Here is a 19285-nt window from a genome sequence, read left to right as displayed (position 1 = left end):
CAGCTTTCTCCATTCTGCGTCGTCCAGCATCACTCCTCCCAGTCAGGAGGAGCAAAACGCCCGCACACGGAACACGTTCAAGGCCGAACAGGCCGTAGTGGTCCGCAGGTAGCGGTATGGCTGAAGGCAGGGTTGGAGCGCCTCGACGCTGAGACAGGGCCCAAGCGGCTTGCCACATGGCCCCGAACGGAATCCGGTGCTCTGTCGACGAAGGCCAAGCACCTTAAGAGGCTGATCGGCATCCTGCCCGGTGCCGAGCTGCTGGTCCGTCACTCATTGTTGGCGCAGCTGCGGTCGAATTTCGGTGACAAGCTCCTCGCGCGGATCAGCCCGCACACCGGCCGTCTGCATGGCAATTTCGGGATTGCCGCAGCGAAGAGCGGCCGGTTCTCCAGTTCCAATCCGAACCTGCAAAACATCCCGAAATCCGAGGCGATGCGGTCGCTGTTCGTGGCAGCTCCAGGAAAGGTGCTCGTGGTCGCCGACTATTCCCAGCTCGAACTGCGGGTGATGGCCGCGATCGCGCGCGACGAGGTGATGACCGAGGCCTATCGGAACGGGCTGGACCTTCACGCTGTGACAGCGGCCGGTATGCTCGGCATCCGAACCGAGGCGTTCGACCCAGCCAACCCAGCCCACAAGGAGGCACGTCAGAAGGCCAAAGCGGTGAATTTCGGTGTTATTTACGGCTCGGGCCCAGGCGGCCTGCGGGAGTTTGCCCGAGATGCCTATGGCGTGGTGATGAGCCTGGACGAGGCTCAGCAGGTCATTGACCGGTTCCTCGCCACCTACCCTGGAGTGGCGCGCTGGCAGAGGGAGCAGGCTGATCGGAGCCGCAGAAGCCGGACGGCCGCGACCATCGGAGGACGGGTTTACCGCTTCTCATGGGAGCCGAAAGGTGAGTACGCCCGGAACCTTGCCCTGAACCTCCCCGTTCAGGGCACCGCCGCCGAGATCGCGCTAGAGGCTACTATCCGCATCAGCCGGCGCCTCCTTACCGATATAAGCGGCACGGCCGACCTAGTGCTGCAGGTGCACGACGAGTTCGTCGTTGAGGTTGACGACAAGGCAGAGGCGGTCGCTGCGGTGAAGCGGATAGTGGAACAGGAGATGGCAGCGGCATTTGCGGCGCTGCTCCCCGATGCACCGACAACCAGCCTCGTAGACGCTCATGCCGGACTGAACTGGGCCGCGGCGAAGGGGTGAGTTGATCAAGTACGACGGGATCTGCCGGGGCTGAGAGCGGGTGCCCGGATTCTGGGCCGCCGTGACAACCACGGTGTGCACGCACAGCCAGGACTACCGGTGCGGTCAGCAGGCGGCGCTAGCGCTCGCCGATCACATCGGTCAGAGCATCGTCTCGTGCGAACCACGAGACACAGATCGCTACGGCCGAACGGTCGCGGTTTGCCGGAAGGGCGGCGAGGATCTGAATGCCTGGATGGTGGCACAGGGATACGCCATCTCGTACCGGCGCTACTCCACCGACTACGTTGAGGCCGAAGCCACAGCGAATTCCCTGAAGCGCGGCATTTGGGCCAGTACGTTCCAAGAACCATCAGAATGGCGCCGCGCGAGACGAGCAGGCGGTGAGCAGGTTGGGACCACGCCCGAGCAGGCGGGTCCGGCGGCAAGCTCCTCAGAGCGAGCTGACTGCCGGATCAAGGGCAACATCAACCGCAAGGGCGATCACATCTACCATCGGCCGGGCACGCGCGATTACGAGCGCACCGTAGTCGATGAGGCTTCTGGCGAGCGGATGTTCTGCACCGAGGACGAAGCGAAGGCTGCAGGATGGCGGGCGCCTCGCAGGTGAGCATCGGGGAGCCGGCTGAAGTGCCGAAGCTCGGAGTGCCCCAAGGAAATCTGAACTTGTCGCTTCGTACCCTCTCCCCAGGACTGTCGTCGAAGCCCGGAAAGCGGCGCTGATAGCGGGCGATCCGCTGCGGGTCGAACGTCGCCTGCCGATCACGCGGGATCGCCAGCTCGATCCGGCCGGTCTCAGTGGTCACGGTCTTGCGGCCATAGCCGTTGCGGCTGTTGCCGGCGTCCTCGCCCGCCAGATGGTGGTCCATCTCGGCGTTGAGCGCCCGCTCGGCCAGGGCCTTCTTCAGCGCGTCCAGCAAGCCGTCGGACTCGAACGCCGTCTTGGGATCGGCGCCGGCCAGAAGCTGGTCTAGGATCGCGTCAGGGATGCGGGGGGCTTTGCGTCGGGCCATCGGGAACCTCCTTCGGGTCCACTATGGCCGTCCCCACACGAAATTCCTGACAGACCCGTGGCTATCTACCAGGTGGTACAGGCGGTACTCGAAGGGGGAATCCTGACAGAGGGTGGTACTGACCGATTACAAGGAGGTACCGGTCTCTCGCCGGCAGCCTACCGGTACCACATTGTCACACTCCCGGTACCACCTGGGCTCGCTTGCATCCGCTCTGCAGTACCACCTGTACCGCCTGTACCACTCTGCGGTGCCCCTGGTAACAGTCGTCAACATAACAGACGTTCTTCAACTTTTGCGGCGATAGCTTATGCGTGGTGATATCCTTTCTCACTTACTGGGTGCGGCCAGGGCAGCATTGACGGAATACTCAATCAGACTTCTATAAAAGTCAAATTTGCCAAGCGTTGTTTGGGGTAGGCGTGTCATGTTAGTCTCATGCTCTGACGCATTTAGGCCTTCTCGATCTACCGTTGGCAGCTTAAATTTGGCAGAGGTGGCCGGAGATATTTCAGTTTCAAAATGTCGACTTGCGCACAGGAGGGTTGTGGCAATGCAAACCGGGGCGTACGGAAGACAAGATATTAGGCAGATCCGGGCATGGAATGCCTGGGACGAGTTCCTCGAATCAAAAACAACTACCGGATTTCGGCAATCAAGCTGGTATACGGCCTTCAAATCTGCTTCAGGGTGGGAGCATTTTGGAACCGTCTTTAAGGACGGTGCAAATATAGTTGGCGGCGCGATGGTTCTAAAACGCCAGTTCTCCCCCAAATGGTGCTATTATTACATACCGGACGGCCCAGTTTTTTCCGACGGGGACTCGGAAAGCGAACGAGAGCAGATATTCAATGCGGTGCTGCAGTTCGTCGACCAAAAGCGGCAGAGCGAACCGCAGTCGGTCAGTCACTTGTGCATCAATCCGCGCTGGCAGGGCGTGCCCAGCTTTGTGAAGGGATTTCGCGAATCGGAGCATTATTACGGGTCACCAAGAGATACGCAATGCATCGATCTGACCCAGTCAGAGGATGATATGCTTCGGCAAATGAAGCCAAAAGGAAGGTACAACATAGGCGTGGCTCATAGGCATGGCGTGTCGGTCGTCGAGGATACTTCGGCGCAGGGCATTGAGAGCTTTCTTGAACTCTATGAGGAGACATTTTCGAGAAAACATCGCACCGCCCTCAGCCGACGCTATTTCCAAAAATTAATCCCGCTGCTTTCAGCTCCCGAACGTGGATCAATTTTCTTTGCAGAATATCGAGGTGAAAGGCTAGCGACTGCGCTTGTTACGTATTTTGGTCGCACTGCTACTTACTACCATGGCGGCTCGCGCGCCGTTCATCGCAATGTAATGGCGCCATACCTTCTTCACTTTGCAATCATGCGTAACGCAAAGAGTCGTGGCTGTCATTGCTACGACCTATTTGGGGTCACGCCGCAGGATGAACCGAGCGATGGGTGGTCAGACATTAGTGCATTCAAGCGAAAATTTGGAGGAAGGGAACTCCGCCTTACGCCGACGCTGGAATTAATCTACAATCCTGTGGGCTATCAAGAGTGGAAGAATCTCGAAGAGATATAGCTTAGATGCATTGACGCCGTCAGAAGTGGCAGGATGCGTCTGCTCGTAGAACGAACCTATCCATCAATTGCGTCACGAGCCCGATTCTTGTGCTATAGCCCAGTGTTTTGGGAGACAAGAATGTCCAATTCTCCGATCTAGAGGCTGCGGCACGACCATCTTCTATCCGAGACCGAGCTTGATGCCCTGCGGGCTCCGGCACTCAGGGCACGGCTTACGACGGAGCGATGTGTAATTAAGGAGAGCCCGCCGAATGGTACCACTCACCTCATCATGAGCGGCATTGCCTGCCGGTATCGGTTGTGGGCAGAGCGAAGCCGCCGGATCTTGCAGTGCCATCAGCCTTGCGGCCTTTGTGACGTGCATGCTTCTGCCCGCTATCCCTCGGAGTGGAAGCTGGGTGCGCGCACATTCTGCAGCGGCGTCGACATTCCGCGCCTCGCGCGGCCTCGCTCGCGAGCGGGTTCAAAGATGCCGCCAGAAAATACACACTTCGTACTACCAATTTAGTATAAATTGGGCAGGAGATCTTGGTCAGAATTTGTACAGTTCTTCTGTGCTAAAATTGCTTAACAAATCCAATTTTACTTGGCTAGTTGCAAAGATATTCTCTCGATCGTCGGGTCCCTGCCCGGCGACCTTGAGAAAGGGAGATGTACCATGCGTGATCTGACGACTGAAGAACTGAAGCACGTCTACGGCGCTGGCAGCAGCTACTCCGCACCCAGTAAGGGTCACAAGGATGGCTCGAAGTCTAAGGGGCACTCCAAGCACGCCTCGAAGTCTAAGGGACACTCCAAGTCGAAGGGCAAGCACAGCTACTGCTGACCTGCTTCAGTGACGGACTTCGTCGGCTGACGTACACGCTTCTTTCTTTCTCTCCCTTGCTGAAACTGGCCCGCCCACAGCGGGCCTATTTTTTAGCTCGAGCATGGGCCATGGGCGCTTGCAGCCGGGAGGTCAGGCCCTGAGCAATGCCACAGGCCGGTAAGCTCGCCGTTCCGAAACGCCCTACAAACTCTTCGTCTCAGGCTGGCTGGCGCACCCGTTCACGCATCTGGGGCGGCAGGCACCGGCCGCACGCCTCTCTCCTAATGTCTTTTGGAGGGGTGTCGGCGGCGGCGGTCGCGCCATGAAGGATGCAGTGATGCACCCCGCTCAATCCAGCCGACGAAGGCGTTCCCCTGCCTGCCCGAAGCCGCCAGCCGCCGCGCGTCGATAGAGTTCCTTCGCCCTGGCTGTGTCGCCCTGCACTCCGACGGCGCGCCATACCAATAGGGCAGCCGGATCGTAGGTTTGCGCCAGCGCGTACGCGGCCGCCGTGCTGCCGGCACCCACACCATATTCCAGCAAGCGGCGCGCTCCGGCGATGTCGCCTTGACTGAGAAGCTCCGTGGCCCGGCGCAGAATTGTGCTGTCGGCGCTCGCGCTCCGGCCCCTGTCTTGCGATGCCTGGCGACGGCCGTCATCTGGTGGCGCCGCGCCGTGCCTGCCCTCCATGTCTGTCTGGGCGGCCTCTGGGCTCGCGGTCGCGGCGCTGAGGGGACTCGCCTTGGTGGCTCCGCAGGCTCCGCCGCGAGCGCAGGTCGCCGCCCAGCCTGATCAGGGGACGGGTATTGGTCTTCCGGTATTGTCGGCAGGAGAGCCGGAGTCCTCGCCGGCCGGTCCCGCAAGTTTCTCGGCCGCTGCCGTGCTTGGCGGCGGCTCGGCCCGACCGTCATTTTAATCGCCGGGCGCCAACGAGCGTTCAGCTAGCGGAACGTTGGCGACCCGCGCACGCGGTCCGGCCTCCAGGTTGCTCTGGATCGCATCGCGGGTCAGTCCGCCTTTCAGAGCATCGATCTCGGCGCGAACCTTCGCCAGCGTGTCGGCGAGAGACCCTGCATTCTCTTGCTCGCCCGCAACCGCGTTTCGATAACGGGAATTCTCCGCAGCGGCCTGGTCGGCGCGCGCCCGCTGGGCTTCCGCCTCCTGAAGCGCTGCCTTCAGCGCACGCGAGAGCGCCTCATTGCGTTCGCGCTCGGTCCCAAAGAGCCTCTGCCGCTCGGCCGAAAGCCGCTCGGAAACCTTCAGGGCGCGCTCCGCCAGATCGCCGCGCTGCGTCAGATGCTCGATCTGGGCGTTGAAGCGTCTCGCATCCTCCTCTCGATCAGCGGTGTCAATCGTCGAGGGTCGGAGGTACGGTTTGCAGCAGGTTCCGGCCAAGATCCGCCAATCAAGCTGAGTCAGAACTCTGGTGCTATGTCGGGTTTTTTGGTTCGGCGCATGACAAAAGGGGTTTCGCGGGAATTTTTTTGAGGGCGCCGGGAATAATCGGGCCTGCGCAGCGTCCATGTTGCCAACACATCGAAGGGCGGTGCGCCTGAGGAGCAGCGCGCATGTGCCCGGCCCGCGCCTGAACGCGGCCCACGAGCCGGCTGTCCAACTGTGGGCAAGCCGCCAGTATCCTGCGCGTGCGTGCGCTGCGGAGCTCAATTCTCCATCGCAGCCCGGCACATTCGAAGTATGCGCCTGGAACACGGCGCGATTTGAGGAAAACGTGAACATCGCCGGCATTTGTTAATGCTACTGCTGATTGAATCTGGGATCTGAACACGAACAGTTAGCCGGCAAGCGCCGCCTATCGGCGAATGCCCTAAAAGTTCCTGTCGGGTTAATCCGAAAGGGCTATCCCGCGGCAATGCCGCAGTATAAATAGGAGGAATGCCATGCGCACATCTGTGCTGTTGGGCGCCTTCTCTAGAAGTTCCCCTGCTCGACTGGCTGCGTAGGACGTGAGCAGGCGGGGCCGGACCTAAAACAGCGACCCTGATCTCGTATGCATGGCATTGCAGCTCGACACGAAGCGCGCCGGTACAATCGGCGCAGCGATGTATTCGCGCTAGTTTCTATCGGCCCGATCCGAGCATCATCGCACGAAGGACCCGCAAGGCCCTCGCGGAATTTGTCTAATCCCGCACAGTATTGATGATAGATATTTTCAAGATTGCACCTTAATATCGACTGTGTATAAAATAAAATTGAGAGTCTTATCCTCTCAATATACTCAACCGGACTGATAAATAACTCAGGCCGAAGCGGATAAGCTGCGGCTCGCCAGCAAGGGAGAGATAAAATGCGCAAACTGACGAAAGAAGCGAACTGACCAAACAAAAAATGAGCATGCCTATGGCGCAGGTTCCTCATTCTGGGCCTCCTGCCCCAAGAAGCACGGCAGCAAGAGCAAGGTAAGAGTGGGACCTGGCACGCGAGCCGCTCGCACCGGAAGTCGAAGTCCCGCAGCCACAAGAAGTACTCGTAAGCGCCAAGCGCACCGGCGGCAAGCCGCCGGTGCGCGGCCAACGCGACGGACGTGACCGCCGCGCCGGCCCGGCGGCAGGCCTTGGGAGGACGGGATGGATGCTCGGCAACAATGGCCCGTGACCTGCCGCGGGCAGGGTGCAGGCGTCAGGGAGGCTTGGCTGCTCGGACAGCCCGGCCTGCAGGACTTCCTCGGGTACGTCGAGGATCACACGGTCGGTGCCCCCGCAGTCTCACGCTCGGAGCTCGTCGATGAATGGCGCGCGGCGAACGACTACTACCATCATCTCGAACTCAACGAGGCCGGGGTGGCCGATGCCGTCGAGGTCAGAGACCTCGACGCGGATTATGCCGACTTGGTCGAGGAGGTGCGGGCCGACCCTCGCTACCGTCGCGCCTTCGACAAGCTGCCAACTCGCTTCGCCATGGTCGAGCTCGACCGTCTGGTGGTGGCACAGTCCCATATCGACCTCGACCATGCCGAGCGGCTTGTGGCTCGGGCCGATGATCTTCTGAGCGCGGAAGCGCTGTTCCGCTTCTGCCAGCCCTTGGGCGACTTCGAGGCGCCCGTCGAGGTTCAGAAGGCCGGCCCGCGCCGGTACCTGTTCACCTCGGCCTCATCGGACCTCCGCTTCCACGAATGTCTCCTGTTGAAGCCGCAGGACCTCGCTGAGCACGTTGCCTTTGGCTCTGTCAGCGGAGCTATCGCGCTCGTCGTGGGCTTCGGGTCGAATTTCCTCAGCGTTGTCCAATCCGACACGCGCCTGCTCCTACACAACGGTCATCACCGCGCCTACGCGCTGCGCGCCATGGGCATCCGCTACGCGCCCTGCATCGTCCAGACCGCCACCCGCGGCGAGGAGCTCGGCCTGCTCGCGTCGAGCAAGGTCATGGCCTCGCCGAGCTTCTACTTCCGTGCGGCGCGCCCACCCCTACTGAAAGACTTCTTTGAGCCCCGGCTCCGCAAGGTTCTTCAGGTGCGCAGGACCTCGCAGGTCATCGAGCTGAGCTTTGAGGTGAAGGACTATTCCGTCAGGAGCTGCAACGAAGCATAGGTCGACCCATGAACCGGGAGGCAGCGGCCTGCGACCTCGCGGCCGGCCAGGAGCAATTACCCATCCAGCGGGAGTCGCTCTTCCGGGCAGAGGTGCTGGCCGAGGGGCAGGCGCAATGGCTCGGCACCGTGCTCCTGGAGCCGCGCCTCACCCACTGGATGTTTGCGCTCTTCGCCTCGGCCGCGACGATGGCCATCCTGCTGCTGCTCGTGTTCGGCTCCTACACGCGCAAGGCGCGCATCAATGGCTGGCTGGTGCCGGAGCAGGGGGTCCTTCGGAGCTTCTCCCCGCAGGCCGGCGTGATCAAGGAGGTCTTCGTCCGGGAAGGCATGGTGGTGCAGAAGGGCAGCCCAATCTTGGTCATCTCGACCGAGATGCTGAGCAGCACGGCCGGAGCTACGCGGCAGGAGATCGTCAGGCAGCTGAAGCGCCGTCGCGACAGCATGGTGCAGGAGAAGAGCATCCAACGGCGCGTGTTCGAGGATCAGCTCGACAATGCTCGCAAGAAGCTTGAGATCCTCGCCAGTGAGCAGAAGCATCTGGAACTCGAACTCGGCCTGCAGAAGATCAAGATCGAGATGGCCGACAGGACCGCGGCCCGCCTTCGCGAATTGCGCAAGCGCGACATCGTCACCGCGCCGCGGATGGAGGATGCCGAGAAGGATCGGCTCGACGAGGCCGCCAAACTCCAGGCCCTGGAGCGCAGCCTCGCTACACTGGAGCGGGAGCAGGCGGAGGCCCGGGCGACCTTGCGGGCCGTACCGCTGCGCCGGCAGACGCAGGAGAACGAGATCGAGCGCAACGTTGCGGCCCTGGAGCAGGACCTGCTGGAGGCAGAGGCGCGTCGGGAGATCGTGATCACAGCGCCGCAGGACGGCACGGTCACGGGCCTCCAGGCCGAGACCGGCGGCAACGCCAGCACCGCAATCCCCCTCTTCGGCATCGTGCCGTCGCGGTCCAGGCTGCAGGCGCAGCTGTTCAGCCCGAGCCGCGGCATCGGCTTCCTGCGCGCCGGGCAGCGGGTGCTCCTGCGCTACCAAGCCTTCCCCTACCAGAAGTTCGGCTTCTACGACGGCGTCGTGGCGAGCGTCTCCCGCTCCGCCCTGAACCCGGCGGAGCTCAACCAGCCCCTGACCGGGTTGACGGCGCTGTTTGGCGCCAACGAGCCCGTCTACCGCATCACGGTCGATCTCGATCGTCAGACCGCCGTCGCCTACGGGCAGGCCGTGCCGCTCCAGCCCGGCATGCAGCTGGAGGCGGACGTGCTGATCGAGAACCGCCGCCTCATCGAGTGGGTGCTCGAACCTCTCTACACCCTGAGCGGATCATGGCACGCGTAGCCGCACTGGAAGGCCTGAACTTCGGCTGGGGCCGCCGCGTCCCGATGCTGCTGCAGACGGAAGCCGCCGAATGCGGGTTGGCGAGCCTCGCCATGGTCGCGAGCTACTTCGGCTACCAGACCGGGCTCGCCGATCTGCGCCGCCGCTACGGCATGTCGCTCAAGGGCGCGACGCTGAACGAGCTGATGCGGATCGCGGACGAGCTCGGCTTCGCCACCCGGCCGCTGCGCCTGGAGATCGCGGAACTCGGGCAGCTGCGGCTGCCCTGCATCCTGCACTGGGACTTGAACCACTTCGTCGTCCTGCAGAAGGTCGCGCGCGGCGGCGCCGTCGTGCACGACCCCTCCAGCGGCATCCGGCGGATCAGCAAGGCGCAGCTGTCGCGCCATTTCACCGGCGTGGCGCTGGAGCTTTACCCGACCGACCGCTTCGTACCGGCAACGGCCCCGCCGCGCATCCGTGCCCTGCGGCTGCTCGGTCGCACAGTCGGCGTGAAGAGGGCGCTGAGCAACCAGATCGTTCTGGCGCTGGCCATCGAGGTCTTCGCGATTGCGAGCCCGCTCTTCCTGCAATGGGTCGTGGACCATGCTCTCATCGCCGCCGACCACGACCTGCTCCTGACGCTCGCCCTCGGCTTCTCGCTCCTGCTGCTGATCCAGACGGCCGTCACCGCCATGCGGAGCTGGATGCTGATCGGGTTAAGTGCCACGCTGAAGATCCAGTCGCGGGCCAACCTGTTCAGCCACTTGATCAACCTGCCCGCCACCTTCTTCGAGAGCCGGCATCTCGGTGACGTGCAGTCCCGCTTCGCCTCGCAGGAGACCATCCTCCAGGTCGTCACGACGGAACTCGTCGAGAGCATCATCGACGGGATCATGGCCGGCATCACGCTGCTGATCATGGTTCTGTTCGCGCCCGACCTCGCGGCCGTAACGGTCGTGGGCGCGCTCCTCTACGCGGGTCTGCGCTGGGCCTCCTACACGCCGCTGCGCGAAGCGTCCGCCGAGGCGATCGTCTGGTTGGCCCGGCGCGACAGCCACTTCCTCGAAACCCTGCGCGGCATCCGCACGATCAAGCTGTTCAACGGGCAGGAGGAGCGGCGCGCGCACTGGCTGAACCTGCTCGTCTCCGCGACCAACCGTCAGCTCGTGACCGAGCGGCTCCGGTTCCTGTTCAAGACGGCGAACGGGCTGCTGTTCGGCTTCCTGAAGATCATCATCATCTGGCTCGGCGCGCGCCACATCATGGCCAACACGATGTCGGTCGGCCTGTTGCTTGCGTTCCTCCTGTACAAGGACCAGTTCATCGAGCGCATCGCCGAGCTCATCAACAAGCTCGTCGACCTGAAGATGCTCCGCATTCATGCCGAGCGCCTGGCCGACATCGCCCTGACGGAGCCGGAGCCGCGCAGCGTGGCTCGCCTGCGGTCGGACGGGTATCCGCCGCAGAGCATCGAGCTTCGCCATCTCAGCTTTCGCTACGGTGAGCACGAACCGTGGATCCTCGACAACGTGAGCCTGCGGATCGAGGCCGGCGAGTCGGTCGCCATCGTGGGCCCCTCCGGTGGTGGCAAGACGACGCTTCTTAAGGTCCTCTCCGGCCTCGTGGCCCCGATCCACGGCGAGATCCTGGTCAACGGCGAGCCGATGAGCCGGGTCGGTCTTCAGAACTACCGCGCCATGCTCGGCGTCGTGATGCAGGACGACCAGCTGTTCGCGGGCTCGATCGCAGACAACATCAGCTTCTTTGCCGAGCAGCCCGATCTGCCGCGGGTCGTTGAATGCGCGGATCTGGCGGCGGTGCACGCCGACATCATCCAGATGCCGATGGGCTACAGCACCTTGATCGGCGACATGGGAACAGTGCTCTCCGGCGGTCAGAAGCAGCGGGTGCTGATTGCCCGGGCCCTGTACCGCCGGCCCGGCGTGCTCCTGCTGGACGAGGCGACGAGCCATCTCGATGTCGATCGCGAGCGGGCCGTCAACGCGGCCTTGGCGGACGCCCGCGTGACACGCATCGTGATCGCGCACCGGCCGGAGACCATCCGCGCGTCGGGCCGGGTCATCACTTTGTGCAACGGCAAGGTCTCCTCCCTACGCGCGGACGAGGTCGACGACGTGACCGAGCTGCATTTGCCTCCGGCAAGGCCGCTCACGCTGCGAGCCCTGGACCTCTCTACCTGACGATGCAGCAGGAACGACAAGCGGAATGTAAAGGGTTCTGCTCAGTAGTAGTGTCGACTTCACACTATCGGCCGATGTCGATCCCGCCTGTCAACCTCCTGCAACACCAACCCTGCACGTACGTCTTCGGACGAGCTCTGAGCGATAAGCCGGTTCTTGGAATAGAGTTGAGCCCTTGGCGTCTATGACGCGGAAGCTCATCTTGGACACGCGTTTCGGCCTCATGGACGACCTCGCCGCCCTGATCGAGCCCCACATCCCGGCGTTGCGGCGCTACGCCTGGGCAATGCTGCACGATCCTGACGCTGCGGACGACCTCGTGCAGGACACACTCGAACATGCTGTCCGGCGTTGGCAGCTGCGACGCCAGGAGGGCGACGTGCGGGGTTGGCTGTTCACCATCGAGCACAACCTGTTCGTTAGCCTCAAGCGTCGCTGGGCCCGGCGTGGCCTGCATGTCAGCTTGGACGAGGCGCTCGCCGTTCCCGGCGCCACGGCCGCGGAGGAGCAGATCAACATGGGCGACCTGCTCGCAGGGCTGGACCGCCTGTCTATCGAGCAGCGGAGTGCCCTCCTGCTCGTCGGGGTGGAAGGGCTATCCTACGCGCAGGCGGCGCAGGTTCTCGGGATCCCGGTCGGCACCCTGATGTCGCGCCTGAGCCGCGGCCGCGAGCGGCTGCAAGCGTATCTCGACACGGGACAGGCGCCGCGCCTCAGGAGGGTGAAATGACGCCGCGCGACCGCCCGCTCGGCGAGGACGATCTGCAGGCGATGATTGACGACCGGCTCGATGCCGAGAGACAAGAAGTCGTGCAGGCAATGTTGGCCGACCGCCCGGAGCTCGCCCGGCACGTCTCGGCCTGCCGGGCGACGCAGGACGCCCTGCGGGCGCGCCTGCGATGCAAGGCAGAGGAGCCGATCCCGGCGCGGCTGCGCATGGACAGCATCGCCGCCGCGCAACGGCGCGCCCGGAAGAGCTGGATGCGCGCTGCGGCGGTGGCCTGCCTGTGGACCGGACTTGGCGGGGTGGCGGGCTGGATCGCCAACGACCTGCTCGGTCCCGACCTCCCGCTTGTCCTCAGCCTGCGCTGGGCCGCCATGGCGCGCGACGCCATCGACGCCCACCGCACCTTCGCGGTCGAAGTCGTTCACCCGGTCGAGGTCAAGGCCAACGACCAGGCGCACCTCGCGCAGTGGGTTGCCAAACGGCTCGGCCACAGCGTGCCCATCCCAGACCTCTCCTCGCTCGGCTTCCACCTCGTCGGCGGCCGCGTCCTGCCGGCAGGTCAGAACATCGCGGCGCAGTTCATGTTCGAGGACGACAAGGGCTCCCGCCTGACCGTCTACGTGCGCACCGGCGAGTTTGGCGAGGGTGACCTCACCTTCATGCGCCATGGGGACGTCCAGACCTTCTACTGGGTCGATGACGGATCCGGCTATGCCGTTGTCGGCACACTTGATCGCCCACGCCTGCAGGCGGTCGCCGAGCAAGTCTTCCGGCAGTTTGAGAAGCTGCCGGCGAAGCCTGGTTGACGGTGCCGCCGTCTCCTGGCCGCGACACCATCTCCTGTTCCGGTCAACCCAATCGGCGCGGTTCGCGCCAAAAAAGAGAAATGCGCCTCGATCCTTTCGCCCCCGTCATCGTCGCCGCCTGCCCGGCTGGCCTCCGGCCGATCCAGGTTCCGCGCCGCCATGCCGTACGCCCGCCAGCCAAATAGATGGCGGGCGACCGTGCCACACAGGACGGGTCGCATGTCGGGGCATCGTGTCCCATCGGCCATGATCATGGCGAAGAGGCCGGCTCAGGTCCCCCGGCGCACCATTGGCAGGAATTGTTCGCGATGAACGACGATCATCTCGACCCCACCGACATCGGAGTGCGGCCCGAATCGGTCGCGCGGTCCCGCGATGCAGCGACTAGCCGGATGAGGCGGCCACAATGCGCGCCTGAACGCCATCGATGCCAAGCTCAAGCGGCCCGGGCTGATCATCGCGACTGGCACCTGAGGCAGGAGCCGCAGCATCTCGGCCGTCCGGCCGCACCGTTCGATGAGGGGCGGAGCGCCTCGTCGTTCATCCCGGAATGCGCGCTAATGTCGGCTTTCAGCTTGCGGAGAGCCGCGCTTGGTCAGGCGGTCAGTGTCCTCTTTGCGGATCGATCCGTGAGCGCTGCTCCGACCCCGGTGAGGGGCTGATTTCCAGGATCACATTGGATCCGCCGATGATCGTCCCCAATGGATCGCGCAGAGGCGCTGGATACGCCACGACCGGCACCATGGTGCCGTCCGGCCGCTCCATAACCGCCTGCACGTCCCCGACCGCGCGCCCCTCTCTGAGCGCAACCGCCATACCGCACTGATCGTGTGGAACGGGCGTGCCGTCGGTCTGGTAGATGCGCCAGGACCCGCACCACCGATCCTGGCCCAGCACGGGACGGCGGTCCCACAGAGCGGCTGCGGCTTCGTTGTAGTAGGTCAGCCAGCCGTTTGCTTCCGTGACATAGAGAGCGGCTGCTATCAAGTGAGCACCTGAGAAGATAAGATGTTAGTGAGCCCTCCCTGAGATGTGGGCCTCGGCGACGCAAAGTAAATGTTCAATACAGTACAGATTCTATGTTGCCGTACAAACCTTACGGCCGAGGTCGCCACAAGAGTGATCTTGGTGTATTCTATCAAATTCATCATCAAACCGGGCATGCGCGGCCAAGGCGGCGCAAGGATCTTGAGCTGAATTCATTTAAAGCGCGACCACTTGCACGATGATATTAGCTTGGCCTTAGAGCTGCATAAACTCAACTAATGCCTGCTCGCCTTCTGGGATGGAGGGGCCGCCATGACGCGACTTGCTGCCGATCTTCGGGCCGCGGCGCTGGTCAATGAGACTATCGCCTTCGAGCTGAATGCCGCAGCGGTTCACTTCGACGGCCAGGGGCAGCGGAATGTGGCCCAAGCCCTGCGGCAGCAAGCAGCGACGCTTCTCGCTGAGGCGTCCCGCCTCCAGGCCGAGGCAGAGGGGCTGCCGCACGACAACTCGACGAACAAGTGCCCGACGGCCCTCGGCGTAGAAGACGAGCCGGCCGTTCTGGAGACCGTCCTCAGCAAGCTGAAGGATGGAGCTTCAGCGCGCTAGCAGCGGGAGTTTACGCGGCAGCGGACCCGCTCCTGATGCAGCCCGCCACGGCCAACCTCGTGTTGACCGACATCCGTCTGCCCGATGAAAGCACACCCACCTCAAGGGATTGGAAGGGCTCGTCAACAGCCAGCAGAACAGGCACAAAAGGCTGTCGAGGGAGCGAAGCCAGCCCCTGCCGAGCCTCACCGACGAATCCGGAGCGGCACGGATCGCAGTTGAGGCCGGAAGTCAGGCCAGACACCTGTCGGGAGGCCGAAGGGATGGATAAGCATTTGGCTTCCAGCGAGTGGCTCGACGCCAGGAGCGCGCCGCGCGATGGCTCGTGGTTCTTCGTGCTCAAGGCCGTGCGGATCGATGACGGCTCGGCGCCGGTCTTGAGCGTGCTCCGGCGCGAGGGCAATGGGTGGAAAAACAGCCAGGATTTGGATGTGCCCTCGAGCATGATCGAGGGGGCCTTGTGGGCCCCGCTCAAGGCGCTCCCGCTGGCTGAACTCTACCAACTCGCAGCACCGGCCTATCAGCGGCTACCGGAAGGGTTTGACACGCTGACACCCTGAGTGATGTGTCGCGCGCATCAGCCGAGCACTGCAAAGGCGATGAGAACGGTCAGCGCGAGGATGATAAAGGCGTAGGGGGCGATGTCGCTCATGCAGCCTCCGGCTTGGCGAGCGAGGAGTCACCGACCGCAACACCACCGCCCTGGAGGTGGAACGAGTGCAGCCGGCGCCTGGCACCCCGGGTTCGCGTGTGGGGCGCACGGTGATGCTGCGCCCCGTGGTCGGGACCGGCAATCCGTTGAGAGGAGACGCGGGAACGAGCGGGAGAGGACGGGGATAGCCCGTCGCGCCGGCCATCCCCGCGAGTCGCTGGGATCCAGGCCAGCGATGGCCTACTTGTGCTCCGCTGGTTGTGCTCCGATCAGGTGCCGTGTGCCTCAACTCTATGGCCAGAATAGCCCGTACACGAATACGGCACTGTCTGCGGCGATGACGGAAAACACGAAGGCGAGCGCCGCCTGTACTCCAGCATCTAATCGCGTGTGTGACGTACCAAGAACAGCCATAGCGCAATCCCGGCGCTTGCCCTCCATGATCGCACTCTCCAGGGGGCACGACGATGCTGCGCTTCGCGGAAGGCGCCGGCAATTGTTTGAACCGCACCACGAAGCCGGCACGGATCCCGGCTCTTGCCATGCGCCGGGCTGCAGAATTCACACAATGCGCGCCTGCTTTCGCGTAAGGAGAGTTATGGGGCCGCTCGGCCCAGCCACGGCGGCTGCTTCGGGCGGTGCCCGGGGCAGGTGAGCCGCTAATCCTTTTGCGCCAAGCGGCCGAGCCGCGAGCTATCGAAAGAGGCGTTTACAGCGGCGCCTACACGCTCGCTTCATGCAAAAGCAGGCAGGGTCGTCCTCTCGTGCCCTGCCATTCGGCCTGTAGATCTCAGGACGGGGGGCGGGGCATGCCGCAGCGCTTCCATTTCAGGCTGGTCAGCTCCGAAGAGGCGATCGAGGACGCAATCGGGGCCGAGGCGGAGGACGTTGAGGAAGCGCAGGCTGAAGCGATGGCAGCCCTTGAGGAGTTGCGCACGCAGGGCGAGCTACCGGAGGATGCCGGCGACTGGCATCTCGAAATCCGGAGTGCGTCAGGAGTCTTGCTGCGCTCGATCCAATTTCCGCGACGGGATCTTCCGCAGGATCCCTCGGACATGGGCGCGGACTGAGCGCAGCTCCACCTCAGCGGGCGCATGCCGCGGCGCAGTGACTAGCTCAGTGGAGAGCAGAACGTCGCGGAGCTGGGATGGGCCGACGTTCAACATCGCCGTTGCCTCCGAAGCTGGACGACCCGAAAAACGTATGTGTAGGCCGAAAGTAGCGTATGCAATTCGCTGAGCAATTGTATTGATCGTACTCACTAACCTAAATTAGTTACGTAGTCTGCCTCGGAAAGGGAGTGTCCTCGGGCAAATCAACCATGGTGTCACGCCCCCATTGACGACACAAGTTCGCATGATCCGTGCGCGAGGCCACCCACGCCCAACCAGCGGAACCGCTCAGCTTCATTTGCGTTGCAAGTCTGATCTGAAATGCTTCTGTAATGGTCCGTCTTACGTCAAGTGGGTAAGCGGACGTCCTGCGCGGCGTAGGTAAATGCCTCAGAGCGACCGGAAGCGGTCCTTGACGGAACGTGTGGGGGCTGTCCGGTCGCCAGCGTTGTCCGGACAATCGATTGCCTATTAGGGTTCTCCTGACACAGATGGCTGAGGGGCGCCAAGTCCGTCCGCTCAGGCCTCGTCTCGCTGAAGGGGCGTCCGTTGAGGCGAAGCAAGCCTAACGGACAGGGTTTCGCGTGATGCTGGCGCTGTCCGCTGAGATATGTTCCAACGGACAAGCTAAGCCATGCGCCAGGCGCATGCAGCCGCACGGCGGCCACTTCAGGCTGCCGTCCTGGACGGGGCAGCGTTTGAAGGGACGCCTCGCGAGACGAGCACGGCTCGCAGGCTGCGCAGGCCCCTGGTGACGTGGCCCGGCAGGAAGATAAACTCGACCAGGGCCGTGTAGAAGACCAGTCCGAGGCCGGTCGCGATGAGCGAGCGCGTCCAGCTTGGCCAGCCGAGGACAGCGAGGAGATGGAACGCCGCGAGGAAGCCCGCCAGGAAGCCGAGGCCCGCCGCAGCGACGCGCAGCGCAGAGGCGAGCTGCGGTCCCCAGGGCATGGGGCAAACCTTCCTCAGCGCGAGAAAGGCTATGGGCACCATGCAGGCCGATGCTGCCGACCAGCCGAGACCGACACCAGTCAGGCCGAACTGCGCGCCGGCCGTGATGCCGGCAGCTAGGATCGCGACCTGTGTCGCGGCGAGCTGGAGATACAGCTCCGGCCGGTCCGTAGCCGAGAGTGCGTCTCCTGCAAGCGCCCAGAGCGGCAACGTGAAGGCCGCCAAGCTCATCGCCTCAAGCAAGACGACGGATCCCTCCCACTTCGCCCCGAAAAGCACTGGCAGGACATCGGCGCTCGTGCCGAGCGCGAGCAGCAGCGGCATCCAGACGGCGAGGACCGAGCGGGCCATCTCATTGTAGTCGGCGGCGAAGCGTTTCGGGTCCGAGAGCCGGCTCAGCACCGGCATGATCAGCATGCGCATCGGCAGCAGCACGAGGACGCGCGCCATCTCGATCAGCCGGGCCGCGAGCGCGTAATAGCCCACCATCACGGGATCGAGGAACAGGCCGACCAGCAGGCTGTCGGCGGAGGTGCCGAGCGAGGTGATGACGGTCGCGCCCATGAAGTGTCTGCCGAACCGCGCGAAGGCCCGCGCCTCCTTGAGGTCAAAGACAGGTCGGGGGCGCCAGCGGTCGGCGCGCCACAGCACCAAGACCGAGACCGCCGCCTGCACGAGCTGCAGCGCGACGAGCGACGAAATCCCGGCGCCGGCGAAGGCCAGCGCGACTCCGACGCCGCCGCCGACGCTACGGCCCACGAAGGTTCGCCGTGCCAGCACCGAGGTATCGAGGTTGCGCCGGAACAGGATGATCTGCACGCTGATCAGGGCCTGCAACGGTGCCAGCAGGGCAATCCAGCGCAGGACCGGTTCCATCTCGGGTGCGTGGTAGAGCTCAGCGACCCAGCCCGCGAGGGCCTGGACCAGCAGGAAGATCAGGCTCGCCAGCGCGAGATTCATCCAGAAAGCGGTGGATACGTGCCGCTCGTCGAGTTCTGGCACCTGGATCAGCGCGTCCGCGATGCCCTGATAGATGACCACGCTCATCAAGCCGACGAAGGCCATGGCTAGCGCGAAGGTCCCGTAGGCCTGCGGCCCGATGATCCGCGCGATCACGAGGAAGATCGCGAAGGGGATCACCTGCCCGCCGAACATGTCGAGGACCATCCAGAAATGCGCCTTCCGGGCTTGGTCCTGCACGGGTCAGCCCTCCCGGATAGAAGTGATCGGTGGACGGTTCGACGAGGGCGCATGTCGCAGGTCTTCTTCAGGCGGGGCGCGCGATCCCCGGCTCTCTCGGATGAGAGAGACGAGGAAGCTTTTCAGCGGCGCCGCATCGGATGCACTGGGAAGCATGAGGTCCTCCCTCCACCGGTCCGGTGAAGGGTATGGCACCATCTACACTCGTGCGCCGCCTCCCCTTTCGAGGTATTTCTTAAGTAGAGCCGAGAGTATATCTGAAACAAACATTTACAAAATTTGCGGCGGGCGGTGTGAAGCTAAGCATTATCTAACGCTCGACTCGGCTCGACTATCAGGCTGCGCGAGGTGCCGCATCCTTGGTGGAAATCTGAATGCTCCAACGGGCATCCCCTTCCACTAGGGATACCCCAACGAACAGGAATGTCTTCCGGCTTAGAACGATGCGGGCGCTCGCCGCCCCATTGACGCGCCGGGTTCTGCGATCAAGCCTGCGCATGGCTCCTCTCGGAGGCCAAGATGCGCCGTGTCCCAGCCCTTGCCGTGTTTCTCACGGCAG

At 63.4% G+C, this 19285-nt stretch carries 15 protein-coding genes and 1 pseudogene; 11 read left to right on the top strand and 5 right to left on the bottom strand.

What is annotated here, in order from left to right:
* On the top strand, positions 1-1206 hold a 1206-nt coding region (locus WDW90_RS27060; protein ID WP_336490611.1), incomplete at its 5' end, for a DNA polymerase.
* A 40-nt stretch (positions 1207-1246) separates the two neighbouring features.
* Positions 1247-1816 (top strand): thermonuclease family protein, encoded by a 570-nt coding sequence (locus WDW90_RS27055; RefSeq protein ID WP_336490610.1) that lies wholly within the window; start codon positions 1247-1249, stop codon positions 1814-1816.
* An 85-nt stretch (positions 1817-1901) separates the two neighbouring features.
* On the opposite strand, the pseudogene WDW90_RS27050 reads toward WDW90_RS27055, so the two are convergent.
* A pseudogene (locus WDW90_RS27050) lies at positions 1902-2219 on the bottom strand (transposase); the annotation flags it as partial.
* 553 nt (positions 2220-2772) lie between these two features.
* On the opposite strand from WDW90_RS27050, the gene WDW90_RS27045 reads away from it, so the two are divergent.
* Entirely contained in the window at positions 2773-3804 is a 1032-nt protein-coding gene (locus WDW90_RS27045; RefSeq protein WP_336490613.1) for a lipid II:glycine glycyltransferase FemX, read from the top strand.
* 1158 nt (positions 3805-4962) lie between these two features.
* Here the strand turns inward: WDW90_RS27045 and WDW90_RS27040 are convergent.
* The gene (locus tag WDW90_RS27040) at positions 4963-5157 is read right to left on the bottom strand and encodes a hypothetical protein (protein WP_336490609.1); all 195 of its coding nucleotides are present in this window, start codon (positions 5155-5157) and stop codon (positions 4963-4965) included.
* 369 nt (positions 5158-5526) lie between these two features.
* Positions 5527-6138, bottom strand: coding sequence for a hypothetical protein (locus tag WDW90_RS27035; RefSeq protein WP_336490608.1), 612 nt, complete (start codon positions 6136-6138; stop codon positions 5527-5529).
* Between the two features lie 1061 nt (positions 6139-7199).
* On the opposite strand from WDW90_RS27035, the gene WDW90_RS27030 reads away from it, so the two are divergent.
* The 5 genes from WDW90_RS27030 to WDW90_RS27010 all read left to right on the top strand — a co-directional run bounded on the left by WDW90_RS27030 (position 7200) and on the right by WDW90_RS27010 (position 13215).
* Positions 7200-8159, top strand: coding sequence for a ParB N-terminal domain-containing protein (locus WDW90_RS27030; RefSeq protein WP_336490607.1), 960 nt, complete (start codon positions 7200-7202; stop codon positions 8157-8159).
* An 8-nt stretch (positions 8160-8167) separates the two neighbouring features.
* Positions 8168-9499 carry an HlyD family secretion protein gene (locus tag WDW90_RS27025; protein ID WP_336490606.1) on the top strand — a complete coding sequence of 444 codons (1332 nt, stop codon included), beginning with the start codon at positions 8168-8170 and terminating at the stop codon, positions 9497-9499.
* Entirely contained in the window at positions 9487-11682 is a 2196-nt protein-coding gene (locus tag WDW90_RS27020) for a peptidase domain-containing ABC transporter (RefSeq protein ID WP_336490605.1), read from the top strand. Before WDW90_RS27025 ends, WDW90_RS27020 begins: the two co-directional genes overlap by 13 nt.
* Before the next feature lie 223 nt (positions 11683-11905).
* Positions 11906-12412: an RNA polymerase sigma factor gene (locus tag WDW90_RS27015; protein ID WP_336490612.1), complete on the top strand. Its 507-nt coding sequence runs from the start codon at positions 11906-11908 to the stop codon at positions 12410-12412.
* Positions 12409-13215 carry an anti-sigma factor family protein gene (locus WDW90_RS27010; protein ID WP_336490604.1) on the top strand — a complete coding sequence of 269 codons (807 nt, stop codon included), beginning with the start codon at positions 12409-12411 and terminating at the stop codon, positions 13213-13215. The genes WDW90_RS27015 and WDW90_RS27010 overlap by 4 nt, the downstream gene beginning before the upstream one ends.
* A 603-nt stretch (positions 13216-13818) precedes the next feature.
* Here the strand turns inward: WDW90_RS27010 and WDW90_RS27005 are convergent.
* Positions 13819-14202: a hypothetical protein gene (locus WDW90_RS27005; RefSeq protein WP_336490603.1), complete on the bottom strand. Its 384-nt coding sequence runs from the start codon at positions 14200-14202 to the stop codon at positions 13819-13821.
* 312 nt (positions 14203-14514) lie between these two features.
* On the opposite strand from WDW90_RS27005, the gene WDW90_RS27000 reads away from it, so the two are divergent.
* The 3 genes from WDW90_RS27000 (at position 14515) to WDW90_RS26990 (ending at position 16533) form a co-directional block, all read left to right on the top strand.
* Positions 14515-14811, top strand: coding sequence for a hypothetical protein (locus WDW90_RS27000; protein ID WP_336490602.1), 297 nt, complete (start codon positions 14515-14517; stop codon positions 14809-14811).
* Positions 14812-15074: 263 nt separating this feature from the next.
* Entirely contained in the window at positions 15075-15371 is a 297-nt protein-coding gene (locus tag WDW90_RS26995; RefSeq protein ID WP_336490601.1) for a hypothetical protein, read from the top strand.
* A 901-nt stretch (positions 15372-16272) separates the two neighbouring features.
* Positions 16273-16533, top strand: coding sequence for a DUF6894 family protein (locus WDW90_RS26990; RefSeq protein WP_336490600.1), 261 nt, complete (start codon positions 16273-16275; stop codon positions 16531-16533).
* A gap of 711 nt (positions 16534-17244) precedes the next feature.
* On the opposite strand, the gene WDW90_RS26985 is transcribed toward WDW90_RS26990, so the two are convergent.
* On the bottom strand, positions 17245-18726 hold the full coding sequence (locus WDW90_RS26985; protein WP_336490599.1) for a lipopolysaccharide biosynthesis protein: 1482 nt from the start codon (positions 18724-18726) through the stop codon (positions 17245-17247).
* Positions 18727-19285 lie beyond the last annotated feature (559 nt).

It is taken from the genome of Methylobacterium nigriterrae, from assembly GCF_037106235.1.
In the GTDB taxonomy this organism is placed as follows: Bacteria; Pseudomonadota; Alphaproteobacteria; order Rhizobiales; family Beijerinckiaceae; genus Methylobacterium; species Methylobacterium nigriterrae.
Note: the sequence above shows the minus strand (reverse complement) of the source record. Positions and strands in the feature narration are given on the sequence as shown.

Excerpts from the sequence above, each read along its gene's own strand:
- WDW90_RS26990 (WP_336490600.1), top strand. The coding sequence starts at position 16,273 with ATGCCGCAGCGCTTCCATTTCAGGCTGGTCAGCTCCGAAGAGGCGATC.
- WDW90_RS27020 (WP_336490605.1), top strand. The coding sequence starts at position 9,487 with ATGGCACGCGTAGCCGCACTGGAAGGCCTGAACTTCGGCTGGGGCCGC.
- WDW90_RS26995 (WP_336490601.1), top strand. The coding sequence starts at position 15,075 with ATGGATAAGCATTTGGCTTCCAGCGAGTGGCTCGACGCCAGGAGCGCG.
- WDW90_RS27035 (WP_336490608.1), bottom strand. The coding sequence starts at position 6,138 with ATGGACGCTGCGCAGGCCCGATTATTCCCGGCGCCCTCAAAAAAATTC.
- WDW90_RS27010 (WP_336490604.1), top strand. The coding sequence starts at position 12,409 with ATGACGCCGCGCGACCGCCCGCTCGGCGAGGACGATCTGCAGGCGATG.
- WDW90_RS27000 (WP_336490602.1), top strand. The coding sequence starts at position 14,515 with ATGACGCGACTTGCTGCCGATCTTCGGGCCGCGGCGCTGGTCAATGAG.
- WDW90_RS27025 (WP_336490606.1), top strand. The coding sequence starts at position 8,168 with ATGAACCGGGAGGCAGCGGCCTGCGACCTCGCGGCCGGCCAGGAGCAA.
- WDW90_RS27015 (WP_336490612.1), top strand. The coding sequence starts at position 11,906 with ATGGACGACCTCGCCGCCCTGATCGAGCCCCACATCCCGGCGTTGCGG.
- WDW90_RS27045 (WP_336490613.1), top strand. The coding sequence starts at position 2,773 with ATGCAAACCGGGGCGTACGGAAGACAAGATATTAGGCAGATCCGGGCA.
- WDW90_RS27030 (WP_336490607.1), top strand. The coding sequence starts at position 7,200 with ATGGATGCTCGGCAACAATGGCCCGTGACCTGCCGCGGGCAGGGTGCA.